Origin of the sequence: Paenibacillus arenilitoris (genome assembly GCF_014705655.1) — a bacterium.
Classification (GTDB): Bacteria; Bacillota; Bacilli; order Paenibacillales; family Paenibacillaceae; genus Pristimantibacillus; species Pristimantibacillus arenilitoris.
The window spans coordinates 98,690-119,744 of the sequence record NZ_JACXIY010000009.1 but is presented as its reverse complement, the minus strand read 5'-3'; the positions used below and the strand labels follow the sequence as shown (position 1 = coordinate 119,744).

At 52.3% G+C, this 21,055-nt stretch carries 22 protein-coding genes; 1 reads left to right on the top strand and 21 read right to left on the bottom strand.

Annotated features, from left to right (window positions below; all coding sequences use genetic code 11):
• Positions 1 to 30: 30 nt before the first annotated feature.
• The 18 genes from hpf to IDH41_RS07440 form a co-directional block, all read right to left on the bottom strand.
• Complete coding sequence (hpf, locus tag IDH41_RS07525; protein WP_190859705.1) at positions 31 to 576, bottom strand: ribosome hibernation-promoting factor, HPF/YfiA family; 546 nt, start codon at positions 574 to 576, stop codon at positions 31 to 33.
• A gap of 249 nt (positions 577 to 825) precedes the next feature.
• Positions 826 to 1,023: a cold-shock protein gene (locus IDH41_RS07520; RefSeq protein WP_028599014.1), complete on the bottom strand. Its 198-nt coding sequence runs from the start codon at positions 1,021 to 1,023 to the stop codon at positions 826 to 828.
• Positions 1,024 to 1,163: 140 nt separating this feature from the next.
• Positions 1,164 to 1,502: a hypothetical protein gene (locus IDH41_RS07515; protein ID WP_190859703.1), complete on the bottom strand. Its 339-nt coding sequence runs from the start codon at positions 1,500 to 1,502 to the stop codon at positions 1,164 to 1,166.
• Complete coding sequence (gene fliS, locus IDH41_RS07510; RefSeq protein ID WP_190859701.1) at positions 1,462 to 1,893, bottom strand: flagellar export chaperone FliS; 432 nt, start codon at positions 1,891 to 1,893, stop codon at positions 1,462 to 1,464. The genes IDH41_RS07515 and fliS overlap by 41 nt, the downstream gene beginning before the upstream one ends.
• 11 nt (positions 1,894 to 1,904) lie before the next feature.
• Positions 1,905 to 3,698 carry a flagellar filament capping protein FliD gene (gene fliD, locus IDH41_RS07505; protein ID WP_190859699.1) on the bottom strand — a complete coding sequence of 598 codons (1,794 nt, stop codon included), beginning with the start codon at positions 3,696 to 3,698 and terminating at the stop codon, positions 1,905 to 1,907.
• Between the two features lie 20 nt (positions 3,699 to 3,718).
• Positions 3,719 to 4,129 (bottom strand): flagellar protein FlaG, encoded by a 411-nt coding sequence (locus IDH41_RS07500; RefSeq protein WP_190859697.1) that lies wholly within the window; start codon positions 4,127 to 4,129, stop codon positions 3,719 to 3,721.
• Between the two features lie 122 nt (positions 4,130 to 4,251).
• Positions 4,252 to 5,613: a flagellin N-terminal helical domain-containing protein gene (locus tag IDH41_RS07495; protein WP_190859694.1), complete on the bottom strand. Its 1,362-nt coding sequence runs from the start codon at positions 5,611 to 5,613 to the stop codon at positions 4,252 to 4,254.
• Positions 5,614 to 5,756: 143 nt separating this feature from the next.
• On the bottom strand, positions 5,757 to 5,981 hold the full coding sequence (csrA, locus tag IDH41_RS07490; protein ID WP_190859692.1) for a carbon storage regulator CsrA: 225 nt from the start codon (positions 5,979 to 5,981) through the stop codon (positions 5,757 to 5,759).
• 11 nt (positions 5,982 to 5,992) lie between these two features.
• A complete protein-coding gene (gene fliW, locus IDH41_RS07485) occupies positions 5,993 to 6,379 on the bottom strand; it encodes a flagellar assembly protein FliW (RefSeq protein ID WP_190859760.1) in 387 nt (128 codons plus the stop codon).
• 109 nt (positions 6,380 to 6,488) lie between these two features.
• A complete protein-coding gene (locus tag IDH41_RS07480; protein ID WP_190859690.1) occupies positions 6,489 to 7,055 on the bottom strand; it encodes a DUF6470 family protein in 567 nt (188 codons plus the stop codon).
• 11 nt (positions 7,056 to 7,066) lie between these two features.
• The gene (gene flgL, locus IDH41_RS07475) at positions 7,067 to 8,026 is read right to left on the bottom strand and encodes a flagellar hook-associated protein FlgL (RefSeq protein WP_190859688.1); all 960 of its coding nucleotides are present in this window, start codon (positions 8,024 to 8,026) and stop codon (positions 7,067 to 7,069) included.
• 26 nt (positions 8,027 to 8,052) lie between these two features.
• Positions 8,053 to 9,612 carry a flagellar hook-associated protein FlgK gene (gene flgK, locus IDH41_RS07470; protein WP_190859686.1) on the bottom strand — a complete coding sequence of 520 codons (1,560 nt, stop codon included), beginning with the start codon at positions 9,610 to 9,612 and terminating at the stop codon, positions 8,053 to 8,055.
• A gap of 18 nt (positions 9,613 to 9,630) precedes the next feature.
• Entirely contained in the window at positions 9,631 to 10,137 is a 507-nt protein-coding gene (locus IDH41_RS07465; RefSeq protein WP_190859685.1) for a flagellar protein FlgN, read from the bottom strand.
• A 4-nt stretch (positions 10,138 to 10,141) separates the two neighbouring features.
• Positions 10,142 to 10,408 carry a flagellar biosynthesis anti-sigma factor FlgM gene (gene flgM, locus IDH41_RS07460; protein ID WP_190859683.1) on the bottom strand — a complete coding sequence of 89 codons (267 nt, stop codon included), beginning with the start codon at positions 10,406 to 10,408 and terminating at the stop codon, positions 10,142 to 10,144.
• A gap of 113 nt (positions 10,409 to 10,521) precedes the next feature.
• A complete protein-coding gene (locus tag IDH41_RS07455; protein WP_190859681.1) occupies positions 10,522 to 10,938 on the bottom strand; it encodes a TIGR03826 family flagellar region protein in 417 nt (138 codons plus the stop codon).
• Positions 10,939 to 11,054: 116 nt separating this feature from the next.
• A complete protein-coding gene (locus IDH41_RS07450; protein WP_190859680.1) occupies positions 11,055 to 11,957 on the bottom strand; it encodes a ComF family protein in 903 nt (300 codons plus the stop codon).
• Positions 11,954 to 13,933: a DEAD/DEAH box helicase gene (locus tag IDH41_RS07445; protein ID WP_190859678.1), complete on the bottom strand. Its 1,980-nt coding sequence runs from the start codon at positions 13,931 to 13,933 to the stop codon at positions 11,954 to 11,956. Before IDH41_RS07445 ends, IDH41_RS07450 begins: the two co-directional genes overlap by 4 nt.
• Before the next feature lie 117 nt (positions 13,934 to 14,050).
• Positions 14,051 to 14,512, bottom strand: coding sequence for a glycosyltransferase family 2 protein (locus IDH41_RS07440; RefSeq protein WP_190859676.1), 462 nt, complete (start codon positions 14,510 to 14,512; stop codon positions 14,051 to 14,053).
• Positions 14,513 to 14,743: 231 nt separating this feature from the next.
• Between IDH41_RS07440 and IDH41_RS07435 the strand changes: the two genes are divergently transcribed.
• Positions 14,744 to 16,192: a SpaA isopeptide-forming pilin-related protein gene (locus IDH41_RS07435; protein WP_190859675.1), complete on the top strand. Its 1,449-nt coding sequence runs from the start codon at positions 14,744 to 14,746 to the stop codon at positions 16,190 to 16,192.
• 135 nt (positions 16,193 to 16,327) lie between these two features.
• Here IDH41_RS07435 and IDH41_RS07430 read toward each other — a convergent pair whose 3' ends face one another.
• The 3 genes from IDH41_RS07430 to IDH41_RS07420 form a co-directional block, all read right to left on the bottom strand.
• The gene (locus IDH41_RS07430) at positions 16,328 to 17,056 is read right to left on the bottom strand and encodes a response regulator (RefSeq protein ID WP_190859673.1); all 729 of its coding nucleotides are present in this window, start codon (positions 17,054 to 17,056) and stop codon (positions 16,328 to 16,330) included.
• A 7-nt stretch (positions 17,057 to 17,063) separates the two neighbouring features.
• A complete protein-coding gene (locus tag IDH41_RS07425; RefSeq protein ID WP_190859671.1) occupies positions 17,064 to 18,224 on the bottom strand; it encodes a sensor histidine kinase in 1,161 nt (386 codons plus the stop codon).
• 77 nt (positions 18,225 to 18,301) lie between these two features.
• A complete protein-coding gene (locus IDH41_RS07420; RefSeq protein ID WP_190859669.1) occupies positions 18,302 to 21,007 on the bottom strand; it encodes a stalk domain-containing protein in 2,706 nt (901 codons plus the stop codon).
• Between the last annotated feature and the right edge of the window lie 48 nt (positions 21,008 to 21,055).

Below are 21,055 nucleotides of genomic sequence, written 5' to 3'. Positions count from 1 at the left end.
GAAAAGGCTCGTAGTAATTTGCGAATTAGTTCAGCCTTGCTCGATTAAACCGTATTTGCCGTCGCTGCGTTTGTATACCACGTTGACTTCCTTATTATCCACGTTCGCGAATACGAAGAAATTATGTCCAACCATATTCATTTGCAAAATGGCCTCTTCCACGTCCATCGGCTTCAGCGGGAAGCGCTTTGTTCTTACGAGCTCCAGATCGTCCTCCTCCTCGAGGACGCCGACGGCAGAGCCCTCTTCCCGGAACAACGAACGGACGCCGTGGCCTTGGCGGAATTTGCGGTTCACTTTCGTCTTATGTTTACGTATTTGCCGTTCGAGTTTGTCCGTTACCAGGTCGATCGAGGCGTACATGTCCTCGCTCTTCTCCTCGGCTCTCAGCATGACGCCTGGCAGCGGAATCGTTACTTCGACCGTATGTTTTCCTTTGGTTACCGCTAGCGTTACGTTAGTTTCGGAGGCGATTGGTTCTTCGAAATATTTGTCCAACCGGTTGAGTTTCTTTTCGACGTAGTCTCTCAAAGCATCGGTTACTTGAAAGCGTTGACCTCGAATGTTGTAATTCATGTGGAACTCCTCCTTTACATACTCTTATTATAACATATGCAGGCGGCGAGTTCAAAATTGTTTTTAGTTTATTGTGAATTTTCAGACAAGTTATCGTCTGGGAGGCTGGCTCCGCTTTCCTTGATAGGTGTCATTTGCTCATATGTCAGTTAATATCACATCCAATTGAACAGAAAAAAGCTCCGGTTGCCCGGAGCTTGCGTGTGTACTTATCCACTAACCCTAATGGGTGGCTGGATCAGCCAATGATTACAGTTTTACAACGTTTGCAGCTTGTGGGCCACGAGCGCCTTCAACAATATCGAATTCAACCGATTGGCCTTCTTCGAGCGTCTTGAAACCTTCGGATTGGATTGCGGAGAAATGAACAAATACGTCGCCGCCTTGCTCAGTCTCGATGAATCCATAGCCCTTCTCTGCGTTAAACCATTTCACTTTACCTTGCATGTGCAAACATTCCCTTCATCTTCAAATACTGTGAGGCATCACATCGTGTAACCCACAAATTGAATATAACACCAGTCCCTCGAAATTGTCAAACAATTTGTTGTAAGCGAATACATGGTTGCTGTAAGCCCTTTTCGGGCTTATCGTTTCCTGTCGAAAAACAGGCTGTCGTCGCCGTAGGACGACTCGTACAACATTTTCGATCGCTTGCCTTTATTGAGCTTGTCGATCTCCCGGTTAGCCTCGTCTCGCAGCTCGGTCATTCTGCCAATAATGATCCGATCCATTGCGAATAGGCGCTCGACCTGTTGCCGATGCTCCGCGACTTGGGATGAGGAGGGCGGACCCAGCCTTTCGAGCTCGGCGAAGATCCGGTCCCGCTCCTCCATATAGGCATCGATCTCTTCGAGCACGCTTCCGCGAAGATTGGAAACCAGCTCAGACGACAGTTGATTGAGTCGCTGTAAAAGTGTTTCCACCGGCTTGTCCCGCGATCTGATTGTATTGCTTGGCAGCTTGTATCCACGTTTCCTTAAGCTCTACAAGGTGTCCGAGCACCTCTTCGGCTGGCTCGACATTTTTCTTCATGTTAGCCTCAACGAGCCGGGTATTAAAATATTCATATAAATAAATTAAACTCTCAGAAATCGGTGATGTCCGATCAATCGTAATGATAAACTCGTTGATGATATCCTGAGTTCTCAGGAAGCTGGTGTTAGCTGCTGCATAATTTCCCCCCCTGATTGCTTCAATCCCTTGGCGGCAGAAACGAATAGCACCGTCATAAAGCATAATAAGAAGCTGCTGAGGAGTTGCGGTTTGAACGGTGGTCTGCAGGTATTTATTACGCTGCTGTTGTTGTGCTAGCATACGATTACCTCCTATGAGCTAAATTGCTGAGCAAGCCATGAACTCTGAGAGTTCATCTGATTGATGAAGGTTTCCATTGCCGTGAATTGTTTATAGTAACGTGTCTCCAAGTCTGTTAAACGATCGGTTAGGGCAGCCATCTGCTTGGAAATCCGTTGACTTTCTTTACCGAGTTCATAATTGCTTTCTATAGAAGTTGCCGTACCAGCCCGATCGGTAATCTGATTGAATAACGCCGCTGCTTTATCATAAAGTCTTGTAGCGATACCATCAGTTGATTCTGTTGAGCCGTCGGTCGTAAACAGCGTCATCACTTCATCCGGATTTTCCGTTATCGCTTTTTTTAGCTTTGTTTCATCAATATACAATTTTCCCCGATCGGAATACGCACCTGAGACAGTCGATCCACTCACGTTAGCATTTGAAATCCCGATTTCAGCCAAGCTTTTTAATTGCCCAACAGGTAAACCGTTAACCGTATCCGATAAGATACGACGGAGGGAATAAACGCCGCTGCTAAGCAGCTGGTCATTAGCAAGCATACCGCTTTTTGCTTTCTCTTCCCAACGTTTGATATCATCTTCTTCCATCTCATCTTTTTGAGCTTGGGTTAATGGTTGAAAGTCTCGGTTCCGTTTTTCTAAAGTTTCCTTATTGATTTCGTCAATTAGAGAATTGTATTTTTCGACAAACTTTTTAATGTTTTCGACTACAGCATCGACATCCTGTAATACGCCTACGGTTACCGTATCCGCGCTCACTTGCTTAGCATCAAATGTCATTCCTGCAATAGAAAAATTGTTCGACTCGTATTCCGATGCAATTCCATTAAAGAGTACTTTGGCGTTCGTTCCGGTAACATTGATCTGAGTTGAAGCAGTTAATGCTGATTGCAGACCTAGATTGGTTACCACTGCTCCTGAATTGGAATCTGAGAAAGCGACCGGTTTTAGTAGCGAATTTTCTAAAACGAGTTGCCCATTGCTTAACGATGCCGTGATGCCTGTGTCCGTCAAGCTTTCATTCATTTGGTCGACAAGTTCTTCGATTGTGGTTGCATTCGTTACACTAAAGTTATAATCCGTTCCATCAACCTTCATGGTGAACGTTTGATTATCCGCGCTGATCGGAGTAGCGATTGCTCCGCCCGTTATCGTCCTTGAAGACATATTTAAAGCGGCGTTCAGATCCATATTCGTTGCCGTACCATCATTCACGATCTTCATGTCTATTTTCGAAGCTTGTCCTGTCTTCGCCGATACAAAGAACAGACGGTCCATCGTTGAATCATACGTCGCTTTGATACCCGTAACATTCGATTGATCATTAACCGCCTTTACCAGCTGGTCTATCGTATCCGTTGTTTTTATTGCGATGTTCGCCGATCCTTTATCCCCAGTCAAGGTGAGCGTAGAATTACCGGTTAGTCCGAGTTTAAGGTCTAATGTTTTACTGCCTCCTGCATCTCCACTCAAATTCCCCGTGTTAAAGCCTGCTGTAGCCGCTAATTGATCCACTCGAATAGAGTACTGTCCTTCGCTGGCATTTGGAGTTCCGGAAACAGAAACGATATTTTCCTGTGAGGAAGATACCTTCTTCGCCAAGTAACCGGATTGCAGCTTCATATCGAAGGCCGCATTGCGGAACTCCAATATTTTGTTATTTAACGTACGGTAATCATCGCGCTTCCATTCGAGAAGTTGTTTCTTTTGAGTCATCTTATCCAGCGGTATTCGCTGTGCGTTCATAAGATCCTTGATAATTGTATCTGTATCCAAGCCGGAGGCAAGACCGCTAATCCGCATTGTTTAAGCTCCTTTCGTATCTATCGTTTTTCATCAATCAGGATGCCTGCCATCTCCCACAGTTTGGCTACAAAGTCCAATGTTTTCTCGGGGGGGATTTCACGAATAATTTCGCCCGACTCTCGGTCTATCACCTTTACAGCAATTCTCTTCGTCTCTTCATGGACGGCGAACTCAAGATTAGTTGATTTCCCCTGCATCGCCTTAATTGCGCTTTCGATCGCTTTAACTATTTGCTCATCGCTTACTGTATGTTTTTCTCCGCGCAGCTCAGCTCGCTTAAGCTCTTCCATATTCGTAAAAGTCGCGATCGAATTCGTAGAGCTCGCAGAAACTTGAATGGATTCTGTAATTGATCCCGTCGTTTTACTCTCTGCTGCTGTACGATCAATAGATCCGTTTATTCCCGTAACTGATGGATTAATGTTCATATCAAACCAATCCCCCAACGTTTATTTTCTAATAATTATATCGGTTACTCTGTATCGAATAATTATAGATAAAAATAAGAGGGACCCTAGATAATCTAGGATCCCTCTTATTTTTACTAGAACTAACGAAGAAGTTGCAATACGCCTTGCGGTTGTTGGTTAGCTTGAGCAAGCATAGCTTGAGCAGCTTGAGCAAGGATGTTGTTCTTTGTTTGCTCCATCATTTCTTTCGCCATATCTACGTCACGCACACGGGACTCAGCAGCCGTCAGGTTCTCGGAAGAAGTGTTCAGGTTGTTGATCGTGTGTTCAAGACGGTTTTGATACGCGCCAAGTTTGGAACGCTCACCAGAAACTTTCTCAATAGCCGTATTAATTGTTGTAATCGATGTATTAGCAGAAGATGCGCTTGTAACATCAATTTGATTTACTCCAAGTGCCGTTGCACGCATATCACTAACCGATACATACATATTTTGACCTTCATTTGCGCCAATTTGGAAGTTCAAACCTCCATTGCTAGTAACATCAAGGTCTACAGCACCTGCAAGGGCACCGCCGCTAATTTCAAACTCAAGTCCTTTAGCATTTCCGCTTTGGATAGTGATTTTGTTGCCATCCGATGTGTAGGACTCACCACCAGTTAACGTAACTACTGCATCTGTCCCGGTATCACTTGCGAGCCCTGCAAAATCACCAGTTACACCAGAAAGTGTAAACTCAGATTTGCTTCCTACAGTATTCGATGTTAGAGTAATTCCTGCACCATCTACATGAGCAGCTGTTACGCCTAATCCTGCTTGATTAATAGCATCCAGCACGTTTTGGACACTGTCAGTAGCGTCAAAATTAAATGATACGCCATTCAGAGTCAGAGTGCTAGCCCCACTTAGAAGTGTACTTTTATTGGCAAAGGTTGCAGTAGTAACATCAGTTGCTGCGGTTGCATCCGTCTTAGCTGTAATTTCAATGTTAGCGCCAACTTTAGTATCAGCACTTCCACCGATAATTTTCACTTTACCCGCATCGGCTGCGTTAGCATTTGTAATCGACGCGTTTACAGCGGCTCCGCCATTAAGGAGTTTCTTTGTATTAAATTCGGTTGTGTTGCCGATACGGTCAATTTCCGCAGTAAGCTGATTAATTTCTTTTTGAAGTTCTCCACGGTCGGAAGCCGTATTTGTATCGTTGGCAGATTGAACAGCCAGTTCACGCATACGTTGAAGGATGGAATGAGTTTCATTCAATGCACCTTCTGCTGTTTGAATCAAAGAAATACCGTCTTGACCATTTTTCGAAGCCATATCCAATCCGCGGATTTGTCCGCGCATTTTTTCGGAGATTGCCAGACCAGCTGCGTCGTCGCCTGCACGGTTGATACGAAGACCGGAAGACAATTTCTCGATGGATTTGTTTGTGTTAGCGGAGTTTGTGCTCAACTGACGGTGAGTGTTCAGAGCTGCAATGTTGTGATTAATACGCATTGATATTTCCTCCCTGAAATGTTCGAGTATCCGCATCCTTGCGGAAGCTTACGGATGTAGGTCGGCCGCCCTATTTTCCGTGCTACTATATATATCGGCCGTTCTTTTTCATTATTTATAGCAATTGATTCAATGACTGAATATTATTTTTTAAACAGCTTCGAAACATCGTCTAAGGATATCGTTTTTTTACTGGCCGCGAGGTTCTCTGCCTGGATTGTATCGTATATTTCCTTACGGTAAATATCGACTTCCTTCGGCGCTCGAATACCCAGCTTCACGTTATCGCCTTCTACTCCAAGTACGACAATCTCTATATGATGTCCGAGAATAATGGACTCATTGCTTCTCCGGGATAAGACTAGCATGGCCTGCCTCCTTAGATTCGATTAATCGGTGATTTGGAGCTGTAAGTGCTGTCATGCAGGATGACCTGTTTTCCTGTTTTCTTGTTCGCATTTAATACGATTGGAGCCATCAAGTTGATTGTCGCAGCCGCAGGATCGACAGGTACGGTCAGAACCGTCCAAATCTCAACCTCTTGCTCAGATTGAATTTGCAGCTCTTCTTTGGCCGCTTCAGACAATATCCATTCATATTCCGGATAAATAAAGAAAGGACTTACTACAATTAAAGATATCTCCATATCTTCAACGGACTGCATGAGCTTCATCGGAGGACTTACTTCTAAGTCTGCAAATGCAAATTGGTGAAGATGCTCGAAGCCCGGGATACCTTGTTCAAAATAAAAAACGGATGAATCCATGCTCACAATAAAACCCTCCTTCATATGATTGCCGTTCTTCACAAATAAAACTATAGACCCTGCAACCTGATTTAGTTGCGCTGCTGGGCTATAGTTTCAAAGAAATGTTTTAAATAAACTGATCAATTTGAGGCGGAATGATTTCCACCTTTGGATATTGGCTCATATAGATGTCCAGTTTCCCGCGTTCATACTGATGAACAGGTTGATTCACCTGAACGTTAAGCTCAACTCTTCCCGGTGTCGTATCGATTGCAACCTCAGCCGGTGTGTAAGACAGGTCCACGTTGCCGGAAGAAGCGTAACCCCGAAAATCAAACTCAGGAAATGTTCGCTGCCATTCCAGGGCTGAATCCGCAATTGGATTGCCCCCAAGATGGATATCTGCCATTCGATTGCCTTGTTCAACAATACGAGCAAGTCCCTGAAGTGCCATATCCGAAGCCATGGAATAGATCTTACTCATCGTTTCTAAATTTCCTCCGAGTGCCAAAGCATCCCACGCGCGATCCTGATTAATCTCAAGATGACCTTGCTTAGTCGTAAAATGCTGCTCCGGACGAATCTGCTTCATGTCTATAGCAGCTTGAGGTTGTTCCAAATGCTGTTTCCCAAGATCAGCATCGATCGAGAGCTTCGCATGCTGCATACGAATTTGGATTTGCGGGATTTGCATGCTGCTCGCCCCTATCTCAAGAAGTCAACCAGACTTGGACGAATGAGCTGCGCTCCAACCGATAACGATGCTTGATAGACGTTCTCTTCCATCTTTAAATTCGTAATGACTTCCGCCATGTCGGCGTCCTCCGTCTTCGAAGACATCGTTTGAAGGTTAATATCGATGTCGCTCAACCGATTTTGAATGAGCTCCATCCGATTTAACCGTGCGCCTACCTCCGCTCGTTTCGTTAGCATTTTATCCATACGGCTATCGATTTGTCCAAGCAGGTCAGATATTCCTTCCTGATCGCCAGCCCCAAGCATATCATGCGCACGTCGCAGCAATTGAAACACATTATCGCTTGACGTATCGTTATCGCTTGCGACAGGTTCACCGAATACTTCATTACCTGTTATATTAACCGCCATGCTCATTCCTGCTGAGAGCTCATATTTAATCGCACCCGTATCGGAAGAAACATAATAAGCCTTATATACCGGCGGAGTTGCAAGCGGATCTGCTGCATCTTCAAGCGTGAGGGTAGGATACGGCTTTTCCCCCGTATTCTCTCCGTTAAATACTTGTTTTCCGTTGAACTGACTATTGCCGATCTCAATCATCTGATTATAGAGCTGGGAAATTTCCGTCTTCATCGAGTCCAAGCTTGTTTGTTCAAATGTACCGTTTGCTCCTTGCACAAGTAATTCTCTTGCCCGTTGCAAAATATCTCCCGCTTGCCCAACTGTTGTATCTGTATACTCCAACAAGGAAATCGCCGAATCTACGTTGGAGATATATTGATCATTCGAGTCGAGCTCACTGCGGTAACGCAGCGAAAATGTTATACCAACCGGATCATCGGAAGGCTTATTGATCTTCATCCCTGTCGAAAGCTGGTTCTGCAAATTATTCATACGCCCCAAATTACTGGAGATATTACGCAGCAGTTGAGTGTTCATCATCGTTTGTGTAACGCGTAAGGACACGGACTGTCACCTCCGAGACTTTAGGATTAAAGGCCGACGCGGCCCATTCCGTTAATCACTTTATCTAATATCTCATCAATCATGGTCATGTTCCGAGCAGCCGCGTTATACGCATGCTGGAATTTGATCATATTCGACATTTCCTCATCCAGCGATACGCCGCTGACCGATTGCCTGCGGGAATCCACCTGTTCAACGATTATTTGCTGATTAGCCTGCATCCTGTTTGCTTCAGCTGCCTGCACGCCCAGTTGGCCTACGACAGAGCGGAAATAGGCATCAATCGTATTCTTATTTTCACCCGTCCCGGCATCAAAATCGAAGCGAGTATCCCGTATTTGCGAGAACAATACCGCTAAGGAGTTGTTTCCCGTAACAACCGATTCCGTGCCATCCGCATTTATTGTTACTCGCATGGAGGAGGCGATCAGGTTCGAATTCGCAACAATAGCTGGATTCAACGTAATGTTGGCTGCGGTCAGGTCAGCTGTTCCACCTGAGCTATCCGTGAAAAACGCTATACCAGGCTCGTCTCCCGCTAACGAGTAGCCAAGCTGATGCAGGCCGTTTAACCCTTTTACCGTAACCTTAGTATCCTCTGCTAATATACGATTATCACCCGTGTACGTAACGTTATTCAGCACTGTACCGTCAGGCAGAACGGAACCTTTGGGAAGCGTGATCTCAAACTCGCCGTTCGCCATCGTTTGAACCATATTGTCCAATTCGCTAATATAGCCCTGTACAAAATGATCTCTTGCGTGAATCGTGCCATAAATCGCTCCGCTGTTCAGATCACCGGATGCAAAAGCTGAAGTAATTGTCTCAACATCAACCGCATTAGAAGTATTCCCCTGAACTAGCTCTGTTCCGCCCATTGTAATTCGATAACCGGTAGTTTGGTCTTCTACATTAATATTTATGAGCCCTGAAAGCTGGTCTGTTAATAAATCGCGCTGATCCCGTAAATCATTCGCATTGTCTCCAAGACCTTCAATCCTGAGGATTTCACCATTTAATTGTGCAATGCTAGCTGTGATGGAATTAACCGTTTCCAGATTGATTTCGACATTTTCCGTCAAATCCGCTTTCAAATCATTTAATTGCTTCGCCGTATAATTAAATGCGTCAACCATAGCCAAAGTCTGTTCCATAACGACTTTCCGGCCATCGGCATTTTCCGGATTCTTGCTTAAGTCCGACCAAGAGTTCCAGAAATTCGAGATCACTGTGCGAAGCCCCGTATCACTGGGCTCGTTAACGATTCCCTCAAGCTTGGTGAGCGTATCCAATTGTATATTGAAATTCCCGAGCGACTTATATTCATTACGGAATTGATTGTCTAGAAACTTTTCGCGGATACGGGTTATCGAGCTCGCCTCAACACCAGTACCCAGTTGTCCGGCTGCATCCGATTTTGAAAAGCCGACCGCGTCGATCGGCCTTGTTGCTGTCATGTTCACCACTTGACGCGAATATCCCGCCGTATTGGCGTTTGCAATGTTATGTCCGGTCGTATTTAGAGCCGATTGGGTAGTAAACAAACTCCGCCTTGCCGTTTCTAAGCCATGAAATGTGGATGCCATGTTTATTGCCCTCTCTTCTTAAGTTTTCATGTTAAATCGACCGTTACGTTGCTTTGTCATCCCTTGTACTGCTCTATGGTAAGTTACTTCGTCTTCCTCGGGTCCCAACAGCAGATCCTGTGAGAAATGCAAATATTCCAAGGTCATTTTGACTAATTGCTGATTAAACTCATTAATATCTTGAAGCTCGTTCATAACGGCCGCAAGTTCCTTCCATTTGATCTGCAGCTGTCTCTTCTCTTCCGCATGGAATACAGCTTGAATGAGCTTCTCCATCTTAAAGGAGCGCTGCTGCCCGGTCACCTTCTGGGAAAGCATATACTTACCGACAAGAAATACCCGGCGTTGCTCATGCTCCATTATCCGCTCAAGGATCTTCTTTTCTTTGCCGGAAATGAAGGAGATAGACTCCAGGCTGTTCTGAGTAATCGCTTCCGTCTTGGCCTTGCCATACTCGATCAACTGTCGATGCTCGTCCAGTAACTCTTGTAGTATAGTAAGAATCTGCTGAATGTACTCGTTCATCACGCTACTCCTTCAAATAAGGAAGCAGCTTCTCGGCGATCTTGCCGGCTTCCACGTGATAGGTGCCCGATGCGACCGACTGCTTCAGCTGATTGATCTTCTCCTGCCGTTCCGCGCTGTTCGCCTTGCTCGTCGTCAGCATCTCTTTGGCGGCCGCCGAAATTTGGACCTCGTCCTTCCTGCGCGCCTTGCCCGCTTCGCTCGCGCGCGCTTCGTTCTGCTTATGGTACGGGTTGATGGCGCCGATCCGATTCGTTTCGTTTATTTTCAATATCATTCACCTCGATTTGTTGGCAATATGTAAAAGAGCCGAATACCTTTAGATGTATTATCGGCTCTCGACTTTTGAAATGTTATAGGGATGGAATGATTAGCATAATTTCATTATTTGTCCTTATAGCGGTCCAGCCCTTGGTACGCGGTGTTCTGCGAGCGGTTGTTCTTCTGCTCTTCGCGCCTCGCCAAATCCTCGATCATGTTCTTCCTGTCCTTCTGCAGCCTCGCACGGCAATTGTCGCACAAATGGCTCTCACGGATCAGCGTGCCGCACGATTCGCACGGATAGGACAAGTTCGGCGCGTTCATCAAGGAGATCCGGCCCTCGCGGATGAACTTCGTGATTTGCTTGATCGACACCCCGGTCGCGTCCGAAACCTCGGTAATGATCGAACCTCTATTCTCGCGCAAATAGTTCGCGCAAAGCTCGTACTCTTTATCGATTTCCCGTAGGCAGGACGGGCATACGTCTCTGAAATTTTTGGCAAAAAGCTTACCGCAGCGAGGACAATTATCTACGTTCATCGCGCTCTGAGCCCTCCTTTTTTGTCGAAACATTTCACTGTAATTTACATTTTAATCGAAAACTTTGAAATTTTCACTAGTAATCTATTCGAGGCGAGGCTTTGCGCCGCCCCCAATTAGGACCGCGCCCAAGTGAGCACGTAGATTTCATGGGAAAAATCGATATGGCGGCCCAGCGTCAGCGAGCAGGCTTCCGCCGTGCTTCCGGTCGTGTAGATGTCGTCGACGAGGAGTATGCGACAAGCTTCGCGGCTAAGGTCGGACGTCTTCGATGCGTCTTGTCGAAGGCTGTGCAACCGGGCCACCTCGGCGCGATCGACGGCAAAAAGCTGCCTCGTGTCCTTGATTCGCTCGGCGCGCGTTTTGAAGCTTTGCTTCTCCGTATGGCGCGCGCGAACGAGCAGGTGCATGAGCGGGATGCCGTACCGCCGCGCGAGATGCGCGGCCAGCTGCTCCGCTTGATTAAAGCCGCGATCGAGCGCCCGCTCCCGGCTGACGGGAACATACGTGACCGCATCCCAGCGGTCGGCGATCCGCAGCTTCTGCCGCTTGCCTCGCCTTGCGGCCGGGGCGGACTCGTGCAGCGACGCCGTCAACGCTTCGAAGGGAGGGAGCAGCATATCGCCGAGCAGCGGCGCGAGCTGCTCGTTGCCCCGGTATTTGTACTGCGCGAGCAGCGCGCGCATCGTCGGGTCGTATCGTACCGCGCTGCGGTTGCAGACGAAGGCGCGATGCGGGCTGCGGGCGCAATCCTCGCAGCGGACCGCTCTCCCGCATTTGGGACACTGAATGCGGGAGATCCATGGAATTGCGGAGAGGCACGCTCCGCAAGCTTGATCCCGAAGCCCGGCAGGCAGCTTCGGGTCGTTGGGGCTGGCCGCGCTGCGGGGCCCGGCTTGGGGCTTGCCGCAGATGAGGCAAGCCTCCGCGCGCGGGGCGAGCAGCTGCGCGGATGCGGCGAAGGCGGTGCGAAGCCGCCGGAGCCAGGCGGTTGGCGAGGGCGAGGACATGTGCTTCATCGGGCCGAGCCTCCTTGGTCCGCGGGCAGAAGGTAGCCCTGCTTGCGCGCGATGCGGTTCATCGTTTGGATATGGCGGACGGCGGCGACTTGCGCACGGTTCCGTTCCCGGCCGCAAAAATATACCCGTCCGAAAGGGTCGTCGGACGAGCGTCCCGCACGACCGGCCATCTGCACCAAAGAGGCCTCGTCGAACAGACGCCCGTCCGCATCGAGGATGTAGACGTCGCTTCTTGGAATGGTAACGCCGCGCTCGAGGATCGTCGTCGTGACGAGCACGCGGATGTCGCGCGCCCGGAACCGCTGCACTTTGTCGCTGCGCTCCTCGTCCTGCGACGAGGTCGCCGCGACGGCGGACTGCCGAAGCGTCGCTTGCAGCAGAGCGGCCATCGGCTCCGACTGCGCGATCTTCTGCACGAAGACGAACAGTTGGGCATCCCGCTGCAGCGAATGCCTCATCGCGGCCAGCAGCTTGGCGGGCAATCGACGTTTCTGAAGCATCTGGGCGACCGCAGGCGTCGATAGCAGCTTGGGCACGGGCAGCGGATGCCGATGATAGCGTACCGGCACTCTGGCGTGAGGCAGCCGCCCGCTCCGCGCGGCGCGCTGCAGCTCGCGCGGCGGCGTTGCCGACAGCAGCAGCCGGGCGGCTCCCGGCGCGCAGCATTTGTCCGCCGCGTAATGCAGTATCGGATCGCCATGGTAGGGGAAGGCATCAAGCTCGTCGATGATGACGAGATCGAAGCCGCCTTGGAACCGAAGCAATTGATGCGTCGTCGACAGCGTAATGTCCCCGATCTCCCAGCGCTGCTCGCTGCCGCCATATAGAGTAACGACCGACGCGTCGGGAAAAGCTTTGCGGATGCGAGGGTCCAGCTCGATGACGACGTCGCGCCGCGGCGTCGCGATCAGCGCCCGGCCTCCGCGCAGCAGCACCGATTCGACAAGCGGGAAGATCATCTCCGTCTTCCCCGCACCTGTCACAGCCCATAGCAGGAAATTGCGAATCGGAGCGTGCGCCGCGGCATGGGGACGGGCTTCAACGTAACGAAGCGCCTTGCCCGCGGCGGCCGTTTGCGCCGGACTGAGCTTCCAGCCGTCCAGCCGCTGCCGGACCGGCGGCAGCTGCGCCGCGCCGCCTTTCATGCCGTCGTGCAGCCCCGTAACGAGCAGCTCGCACTCCCGGCTGCGCCCCATGCCTATGCATGCGATGCAATAGGCACAAATCCGCCCGCACGCCGCACATGCCGTGCGGCGCAAGGCCGCCTCCCCGCTCCCGCAGCGCTTGCACCTGCGTCCGCCGCTGCCGGCGGCGACCGCTCCGCTCAGGCGTACCCGCCCGAGCAGCGCGGCCAGCTGGAGCGTTCCGCTCCAGCTCCCATCGGCGCCCGGACCTCCGGCGCCGTCCAGCAGGGCGTGCGCTTCGCCGCGCAGCAGCGCGCGTCCCCGCATCGCGTCCGCGGCAAGCTTCGCGCCTGCCGCCAATCTTCCCAGCTCCGCATCGCTCATCGCTCCTTCGCGCCCCCACTGCTCCGCCAACCGCTCCAAGCTCACACCACTCGCCTCTATGGCCTCGCTCCGCCCTGCCCAACCGGCCAGTCTGCGCCGCCAGCCGGCCAGCATCCGCCGCCAGCCAGCGGCTCCCGTCTTCCCGCCGGACTCCGCCTCCCGCTTCGCCTCGTCGACGCAAGCGGCCAGCATCCGCAGCGCATCCCGCTCGTCCCCCTTCAAGCCCCCCATCCGAGGTCCGTCAGCATGCCCCCCGCAGCGCTCCTCCCATCGTTCCGCCGTCCGGCATGCGATGCCGAGCGGCAGCTCCTCCCGCCACAGCCAGGCCGACTCCGCGGGATGCTCGTTCAGCATTCCCGCTCCGCCGAAGCTCCCGTCCATCCAGAACCGGCGGTCCACCTCATGATCGATCGTAGCCCTCGCTTGCCAGCCGCCGTTCCGCTTCACAACATACACCATCGCCTTCATCCGCGCTTCCTCCCTCTTCTCTTCCATGCCCGCAAAACGCAAAAAAACACACCCCGGACGCCCCATGCGTCCAAAGTGTGCTTCACTTCGCTTGTATTCAGCTACACCGAGTATACCTCAAAACGGCATCTTCGACAAATCCGACGGATTTTGCAAATCGACCAGCACCGCATGGTCCGCTTGCGACACGATGCCCTCCGCCTGCAGCAGCCACATCAGCTGGGTCGCGTCCACCTCGTTCCGATGCGAGCGCTTACCGTCCTTCGACTCTTTCAAAGGCCCGTCGGCTTTCCCGTGCAGCTTTACTTTATGGCCGCCGCGCGCCATCCGTTCGACGATCGCCTTCGTTTCCTCCGTTACGCCCCGGTCCACGATCGTCAGACGCACATCCTTCCCCATTCGCCGCGAGAAATCGAACAACGAACGAATGACCCACTCGATGTTTTGCTGGTTTTCGTTCGCTACCAGTACGTAATGCTTGCCGGCCTGCCCTTTTTTATTCCGGATCCGGAAGGCCAGATGAACCGACAATGCAGCCAAAACATAACAGCCGACGACCAAGAGCAGAAGCTCTAACATGGCGGCCACCTCCTCTATGTGACACTATATGCCGCATAGCGCCCAGTGGTTCCGGCGTCATGGGACAAGGTGACAAAATGTGCGCCGATGCTAGAAAAGACCTATTTTTGTATGAAAAAATCAGGCCCTCTGCGACAAAGAAACACCCTTGAGTAATTGCCGATTTATGGTATCATTTAGATGTTCGTTATAAAGTACATTAATGTTCGTTAAGACAGAGGAGCGTGAATCATGAGGCGTATCAAAAAGCATCTTTCATGGAGCTTAGCCCTTATATTGGTCCTTTCGCTCGCTTTAAGTTCCCTCGTCATGGCCGAGGGGCTGTCAGGCGGGGAACAACCCGCGGCTGAGGCTGCAGCCGAAGACGTGAACGCGGCGGATAACGGCTGCCCGGAATACTCCGTAAGCCGAGATCATATTACCGTCGCCGTTCTTCGTCAAAGCATCGTCGACAACGGCGACGGCACGGCGACGGCGACCTTCTCGACGACGCGGGATTGCGTGCAGGTCAGCGTCTCCTCCTACGCCTTACCGGCCGATTGGGTGGGTCCCGGAGGCGAGCCGTACGAGGATCAAATTTTTCATGAAGGCGTAACCGCAATCTACCCTAAAGCGGGTCAGCATACCGTAAGAATCGGCATCCCGGCATGCGTCCCGTATCAGGCCGATATCTACAGCGGTCCCGAGCAAAGAGTTTTAGGCACCGGCGGCCATGGCATAACGATCGTAGACTGGCTTATCAAACCGCAAAACACATGCGCCGGAGACGGCGACATCCGCATTTACAAATACTTGGACGAAGTCGAAGGAGCGCCGCATGCCGGGATCGGCTTCGAGATTTGGAAGGACGGCGCACTGGTCGCAAGCGGAACGACTGATGCCGACGGCTACCTGGAATTCCTCGATCTCCCGGTTGGCACCTACGAGCTGAAGGAGCTGACGCTGGACGGCTTCCTGACCGATTTGACCGAAAACAAACCAATTACCGTGACCAAGGACTCCTCGACCCTCACGGTCGTCGTCAACACGCCGAAGCTGAAGCTGGAAGCCGTATGCTCGGCCAATCCCGACGAGGAGCGGACTTGGAAGATCACGAACGAGAGCAATATCGAGGTTCCGTTTACGTGGATCATTGAAGGAACGGCGCAATTTGGCGAAGGGAACGTCCCGGCGAACGGGTCAGCCGAGTTTACCGCCAATACCGAGAACACGAACACGGCCGTACTCTCCTGGAGCAAGGCGCAGCAGTTAAGCGCGGCGAGCGACGGGACGGTATGCGCGACGCCGACGCCTACCAATACGTCGACGCCGACTCCTACGCCGACCAGCACGACAACACCTACGCCGACTCCGACGAACACGTCGACGCCAACGCCAACGCCTACCAGCACGACAACACCGACACCTACGCCGACTAGCACAACAACGCCGACTCCGACGCCTGACATCGACGTCGACGAGGAGGAAGTGCCGGGAGGCGGCATTAACGACGGCGAAGAGGACGATCAGCCGCCTACGGATACCGTGATCGAGGTGCCGGAGGAGACCGTCCCGATCGACACCTTGCCGAAGACGGGCGATTCCAGTCCAGTGCCATACTACCTGATCGGCGCTTTCACTCTCTCGGCCGGCTTGCTGTCGCTGCGCAGCAGGCAGGGCCGCAAGAAACCGCAAGGATAAATAAACGGTTGCGCAAGCCGCAACCCTCTCCGGAGCCGCCCGCCAAAGCGGTTCCGGAGTTTTTGTTGCAGTACGGGACAAGCCGGCTGCCAAAATAAAAAAAAGACCCCGCATCCACCGATACGGGATCTCCCCCTACAACGTAACCCAGCCGAACTTGATCGATTGAATGACGGCCTGCGTCCGGTCGTCAACCTCCATTTTTTGCAAAATGCTGCTGACATGGTTTTTGACCGTCTTCTCGCTAATGAATAAAAACTCGCCGATGAGCTTGTTGCTCTTGCCCTCCGCCATCAGGCGAAGCACCTCGGCTTCGCGGCGCGTCAGCGGGCTCTCGTCGCCGGCGACGAACTTCACGCCCGGCTCCTGCGCCGCCGCGGCACCCGACACGACGCCCATCTCGTCCAGGTAAGTCATCCGGCGAAGCTGGTTAATGAGCTTGCCCGTTACTTTCGGATGGATGTAGGCATGCCCTTGAACGACGGAGCGGATGGCGTTAATGAGCGATTCCGCCTCCATGTCCTTCAGCAAGTAACCGGTAGCTCCTTTGCGGAGCGTCTCGAATACATAGCTTTCATCGTCATGGATCGATAAAATAATCACTTTCACGTCAGGGAACATGCTCTTCAGGCGCTCGGTCGTCACGACGCCGTTCTCGACCGGCATATTAATGTCCATCAATACGATTTCAGGTATGGTATGATTGCAGAACTCCATGACTTGAATGCCGTCACCGCATTCCCCGATGACCTCCAGGTCGTCTTCCATGTTCAATATGCGCTTCAGCCCTTCGCGAAAAAGCTGGTGGTCGTCGGCAAGTAATATTTTTATCGTTTGGGCGCTGTTTGCCTGTCTCGGAATCATCATTATCTTACTCCTTTCTAGATTCGGCGGTTGTCGGTATATCTATCATAATTTTCGTTCCCTGACCGGGATTTGAGTCTAAATCCATCCTTCCTTCGATCAGCTCGACTCTCTCTCTCATCCCCACCAATCCAAAATGTACGTTTTGGCTAACATCCTTCTCGATCAATTCGCTATGAAAACCAATACCGTTGTCTTGTATGACGAGTGATATCTGATGCGGCTGAAAGTTAATTTCAAGCAGGACATGCGAAGCGCTCGCATGCTTATACACGTTCGTAAACGCCTCTTGCACCAAGCGGTAGATCGCCGCTTCCATTGCGGACGGCATCCGTGCATCCTTGCCGGTCAGCTCGAAAACGGTATGTATTCTCGTTTTTTCCTCAAAGTCCTGCGTAAACTTGCGAAGCGCAGGCACAAGACCGAGGTCGTCCAATGCCATCGGGCGCAAATTATAAATGATTTTGCGAATTTCCTCCAGGCCGGAACGGACCTGACCTTTCAAATCTACTAATTCTTCCTGCACCATCATAAATTCCTGCTTGATTAACATCCGTTCCGCAATTTCGGTCCGAAGAACGATGTTGGCAAGCGATTGCGCGGGCCCGTCATGAATTTCCCTTGCGATCCTCTTACGCTCCTCCTCCTGCGCCAAAATGATTTTGAGCCCCAGCAGCTGCCGGGTTTTCGCCGATTCGACGATACGGGTGATCTGATTCAGATCACCCGACAAATATTCTAACACAACATTGATCTGCGAGCCGATCGTTTCCGCGCGTTCGATCGAATTTTCGACGTTGCGAACGCGTTTCTGCAGATCGTCCCGCCGGGCCTTCAGGTAAGATTCCTTCTCGCGGTACACCATGAGGTCCAGCTGAATCTGCGTCGCTTTCTCGTAGGCGCTCTTGATGTCGGCTTCCTTGTACTTGACGAAATCCCTGCTGACCTCCGTCAGGCGGATGCGCGCGCGGCGGTAGTCCAGCTCGAGCTGGTCGACCTTGTCGATCGTCTTGACCGTATCCTGCAGAACGATCTCGAGCTCCTGCTCCAGCGACTCCAGCTCCGTGCGCGCCGACTCGCAAATTTCGTAAATCTGGTATTTGCTGTCCTCCATGACGGATATCGCGTTTTTTATGATTCGATTGATATCGATGGTTAGATGGTCCACAACAGATCGGCAACCTTTCCTTATATAAAGGTTAATCTATTCTATCATACCACAGAATAGCCGGGCTGCGTCCATCGTTAATCGATGGTAATCTTCTTCAGCTTGCTGTCGTAGCCTACCGTCATGCCCAGCTTCTCCGAGAATAGCCGAACCGGGATTAACGTCCTATAATTCCGAACGATCGGCGTGACGTCGGAGGACGAGTAGACGCCGTTCAGATTTAGGTCCTTCGTCCCGAGCGTCATCTCCAGCATTTTGGCTCCGCGAAGCACCGTAATTTGGCCCGTCGTGCCGTTGAACAGCAGCTGCGCGCCCATCGCATCGGAGACGAAGCGGACCGGGACGTACGTGACGCCGTTCATCTGGATCGGCGCGGAATCGAGCTTGATCGTCTTGCCGCTCACCGTTGCCGTCGTCTTGCCGACGAGCATCTCGATCTTCGCTTTGCCGCCGGCCGATACGGAAGGCGGATAGGACAGCCTGATATTATCCAGTCCGATGGCGCCCGAATAGGCGCGTTCGTCCTGGCCTTCGGCGATCGTGACGACGTAAATCCGCTTCAGCTTGACCGGGAACTTCATGCCCGCGGAGGACAGGTTCACCTTCACGTTTTTCCAACCGCTCCAGTCGAGCTGCTTGGCCAGATCGAGCAGATGCGCCTTGCCGGCGGCGTCGATGAATTCGGCGCGTACCCAGTTCAGGCTGTTGTCGCCGTACAGGTCGAGCGTCATCGACGAAGGCGAGCCGGAGAGCTGCAGTCCCGTCGAATTGAATACGGCGTAAGACGCCTTCGTTCCCGTGCCGTTCGTGAAATCGTAGTCGATTTTAAGAGCGCGCGGGGACAGCTGCCCCGGCAAATCCGACACGAGGTTGACGCTGCCGAACGTCTCGGCCGGCGTTACTTGGGACGTGATGGCATAGGTCGATGTCTCGAAATCCTCGATCGTTTTGACCGTTTCGCCCTGGGTAAAAGGAATCATCGTCGCGAAGCCGTCGTAGCGCGCGATCGCATAGCCCGTCGTCGTACCCGCGTTGACGGACTGCACGGTCAGCGTGTCGCCCTGCACGGTCGCTTTGAACCCGATGAACTGCCACTTCACGCTGTCGCCGGACAGCTTGTACGTGCCGCCGTTCTTCAGCTTCGCCGTCAGCGGCACCGACAGGGTCGCGCCTGCCGCGAGCGTGCCCGCGCTTACGTCCGGCGTCAGCGACGCGATTTGGTCATTGCCGAGGACCTCGACGTCATAGGCTGTCGTTATGCCTCCCGATTTCACCGTGAGCGTCGTCTTGCCCGGCTTCGTCGCCGTGAACTGGTTGCCTTGGAAGGAGCCGATCGCCTTCGAGCTTGTCCATACCGCGGATGCGTTGTCTACCGCGATCGGATTGTAATACGTATCGTAACCGTTCAGCGTGTAGGCGTTCGTCTGGCCAATCAGCATCGCCTTGGCGCCGCTCACCGAGATGCCCTTCAGCGTGCCTTGGGGCGCGGACGTAAATACGCCGATGCCGTTCGCCACGCTGCGCTGCGTCGAACCGTACTGCGTCGCATGCGACAGCTGCAGGGAGGTGCCGCCGAGCGGACGCTCGATCATCGTCGTCGAACCGCCGCCGTCCAGGTTGACCCCTTTGAATACGCCGAGCTGCAGCATAATTTGCTGCAATTCCTTCAGGTTCACGCCCGTGTTGCTGCCGTACTTTTCGGCCGTGATGAGATACACCTTCGTTCCGTCCTTCGAGTAGCCGACGCCGGAACGGGAGACGTAGGAGGAGCCGCTGACGCCCGTAATATCGCGCGAGAACGGCGCGAGCATGCCGGCGTTGACGAGCAGCGTATGTCCGCCCGCCATCATCTCGAAGGAAGCCGGATCGACCTTCGCTCCCGTCGTCTGTGACACGAGGGCGTAGTCGGCCGTGATCGGCTGACCGACCTGCAGATGCTCCTTCACGAACGTTGCCGCCTTGCCGTGCGCACGCAAAATATAACCGTCCGCCGGCGCCTGGCCGGGGATGGCCGTATCGATTGAAATTTGTTCGATCGTGCCGTTGCGTACAAGTACCTCCGTCGGCGCCGTGCCGGAGTTTTTCGGACGCTCCGCTCCGCCCCACGCGCTCGTATAAATATACATCATGTTCACGTGGCTGTAGCTGGAGCCCGTCGTCTCGGGATTGTAGGCGGACTGGTTCACGCCTTCGAGCGCGATGGTCGCCCCGTCCGCCGCCGTCACCAGGCCCTCGAAACTATAATTGTCGATCATTGGCTTGCGGTCCTTCGATACCGTGAACGCATGCATGCCTTTGAGCCTAGACGGGCTGGACATGAACATGCCGCTCGTAATTTGTCCGCCCAAAGGCGCGCCTTCGCTGCCCATGACGAACACGTCGGCGTTGATCGCCGCGACCGCCCCGCTCTCCTTGGCCATGTTCAGGATGGTGTTGACTTGCCCGATGCTGTTATTTTTACCGCTCATCGCGTTTAAGGAAACGTATGGATTCGTGAGATCAACCTCGATGACATGCACATCGGTTTTCACCTGCTTGCCGCCCCTGGTCGTGTGCCAGACGTAATCGAGCCGCTTCGCTCCCGCTGTGACGTAGGACTGCCGGACGAGCTTCAGCGATGAATTCGCCGCCGCGTCCGCCGCTTCCATGACTGCATGCTGCAGGTGTCCAGGCAGGATCGACGCGACCGGCTGCACGAGCAGCACGCCTCCTAGCGCAATAATAATGACCCTTTTCCCTAAATTCCCCGCCTGTCTTCCGATGGCCTTTTGAACCTTACCCATTCTTTTATACAACTCTCCCATCCTGTAATCTAATAGATATAGACTACG

What these genes read in the sequence shown, in the direction of transcription:
- hpf (WP_190859705.1), bottom strand. Translation starts at nt 576, where the DNA reads ATGAATTACAACATTCGAGGTCAACGCTTTCAAGTAACCGATGCTTTG.
- IDH41_RS07520 (WP_028599014.1), bottom strand. Translation starts at nt 1,023, where the DNA reads ATGCAAGGTAAAGTGAAATGGTTTAACGCAGAGAAGGGCTATGGATTC.
- fliS (WP_190859701.1), bottom strand. Translation starts at nt 1,893, where the DNA reads ATGCTAGCACAACAACAGCAGCGTAATAAATACCTGCAGACCACCGTT.
- fliD (WP_190859699.1), bottom strand. Translation starts at nt 3,698, where the DNA reads ATGCGGATTAGCGGTCTTGCCTCCGGCTTGGATACAGATACAATTATC.
- IDH41_RS07500 (WP_190859697.1), bottom strand. Translation starts at nt 4,129, where the DNA reads ATGAACATTAATCCATCAGTTACGGGAATAAACGGATCTATTGATCGT.
- IDH41_RS07495 (WP_190859694.1), bottom strand. Translation starts at nt 5,613, where the DNA reads ATGCGTATTAATCACAACATTGCAGCTCTGAACACTCACCGTCAGTTG.
- csrA (WP_190859692.1), bottom strand. Translation starts at nt 5,981, where the DNA reads ATGCTAGTCTTATCCCGGAGAAGCAATGAGTCCATTATTCTCGGACAT.
- fliW (WP_190859760.1), bottom strand. Translation starts at nt 6,379, where the DNA reads ATGGATTCATCCGTTTTTTATTTTGAACAAGGTATCCCGGGCTTCGAG.
- IDH41_RS07480 (WP_190859690.1), bottom strand. Translation starts at nt 7,055, where the DNA reads ATGCAAATCCCGCAAATCCAAATTCGTATGCAGCATGCGAAGCTCTCG.
- flgK (WP_190859686.1), bottom strand. Translation starts at nt 9,612, where the DNA reads ATGGCATCCACATTTCATGGCTTAGAAACGGCAAGGCGGAGTTTGTTT.
- IDH41_RS07465 (WP_190859685.1), bottom strand. Translation starts at nt 10,137, where the DNA reads ATGAACGAGTACATTCAGCAGATTCTTACTATACTACAAGAGTTACTG.
- IDH41_RS07455 (WP_190859681.1), bottom strand. Translation starts at nt 10,938, where the DNA reads ATGAACGTAGATAATTGTCCTCGCTGCGGTAAGCTTTTTGCCAAAAAT.
- IDH41_RS07450 (WP_190859680.1), bottom strand. Translation starts at nt 11,957, where the DNA reads ATGAAGCACATGTCCTCGCCCTCGCCAACCGCCTGGCTCCGGCGGCTT.
- IDH41_RS07445 (WP_190859678.1), bottom strand. Translation starts at nt 13,933, where the DNA reads ATGAAGGCGATGGTGTATGTTGTGAAGCGGAACGGCGGCTGGCAAGCG.
- IDH41_RS07440 (WP_190859676.1), bottom strand. Translation starts at nt 14,512, where the DNA reads ATGTTAGAGCTTCTGCTCTTGGTCGTCGGCTGTTATGTTTTGGCTGCA.
- IDH41_RS07435 (WP_190859675.1), top strand. Translation starts at nt 14,744, where the DNA reads ATGAGGCGTATCAAAAAGCATCTTTCATGGAGCTTAGCCCTTATATTG.
- IDH41_RS07430 (WP_190859673.1), bottom strand. Translation starts at nt 17,056, where the DNA reads ATGATTCCGAGACAGGCAAACAGCGCCCAAACGATAAAAATATTACTT.
- IDH41_RS07420 (WP_190859669.1), bottom strand. Translation starts at nt 21,007, where the DNA reads ATGGGTAAGGTTCAAAAGGCCATCGGAAGACAGGCGGGGAATTTAGGG.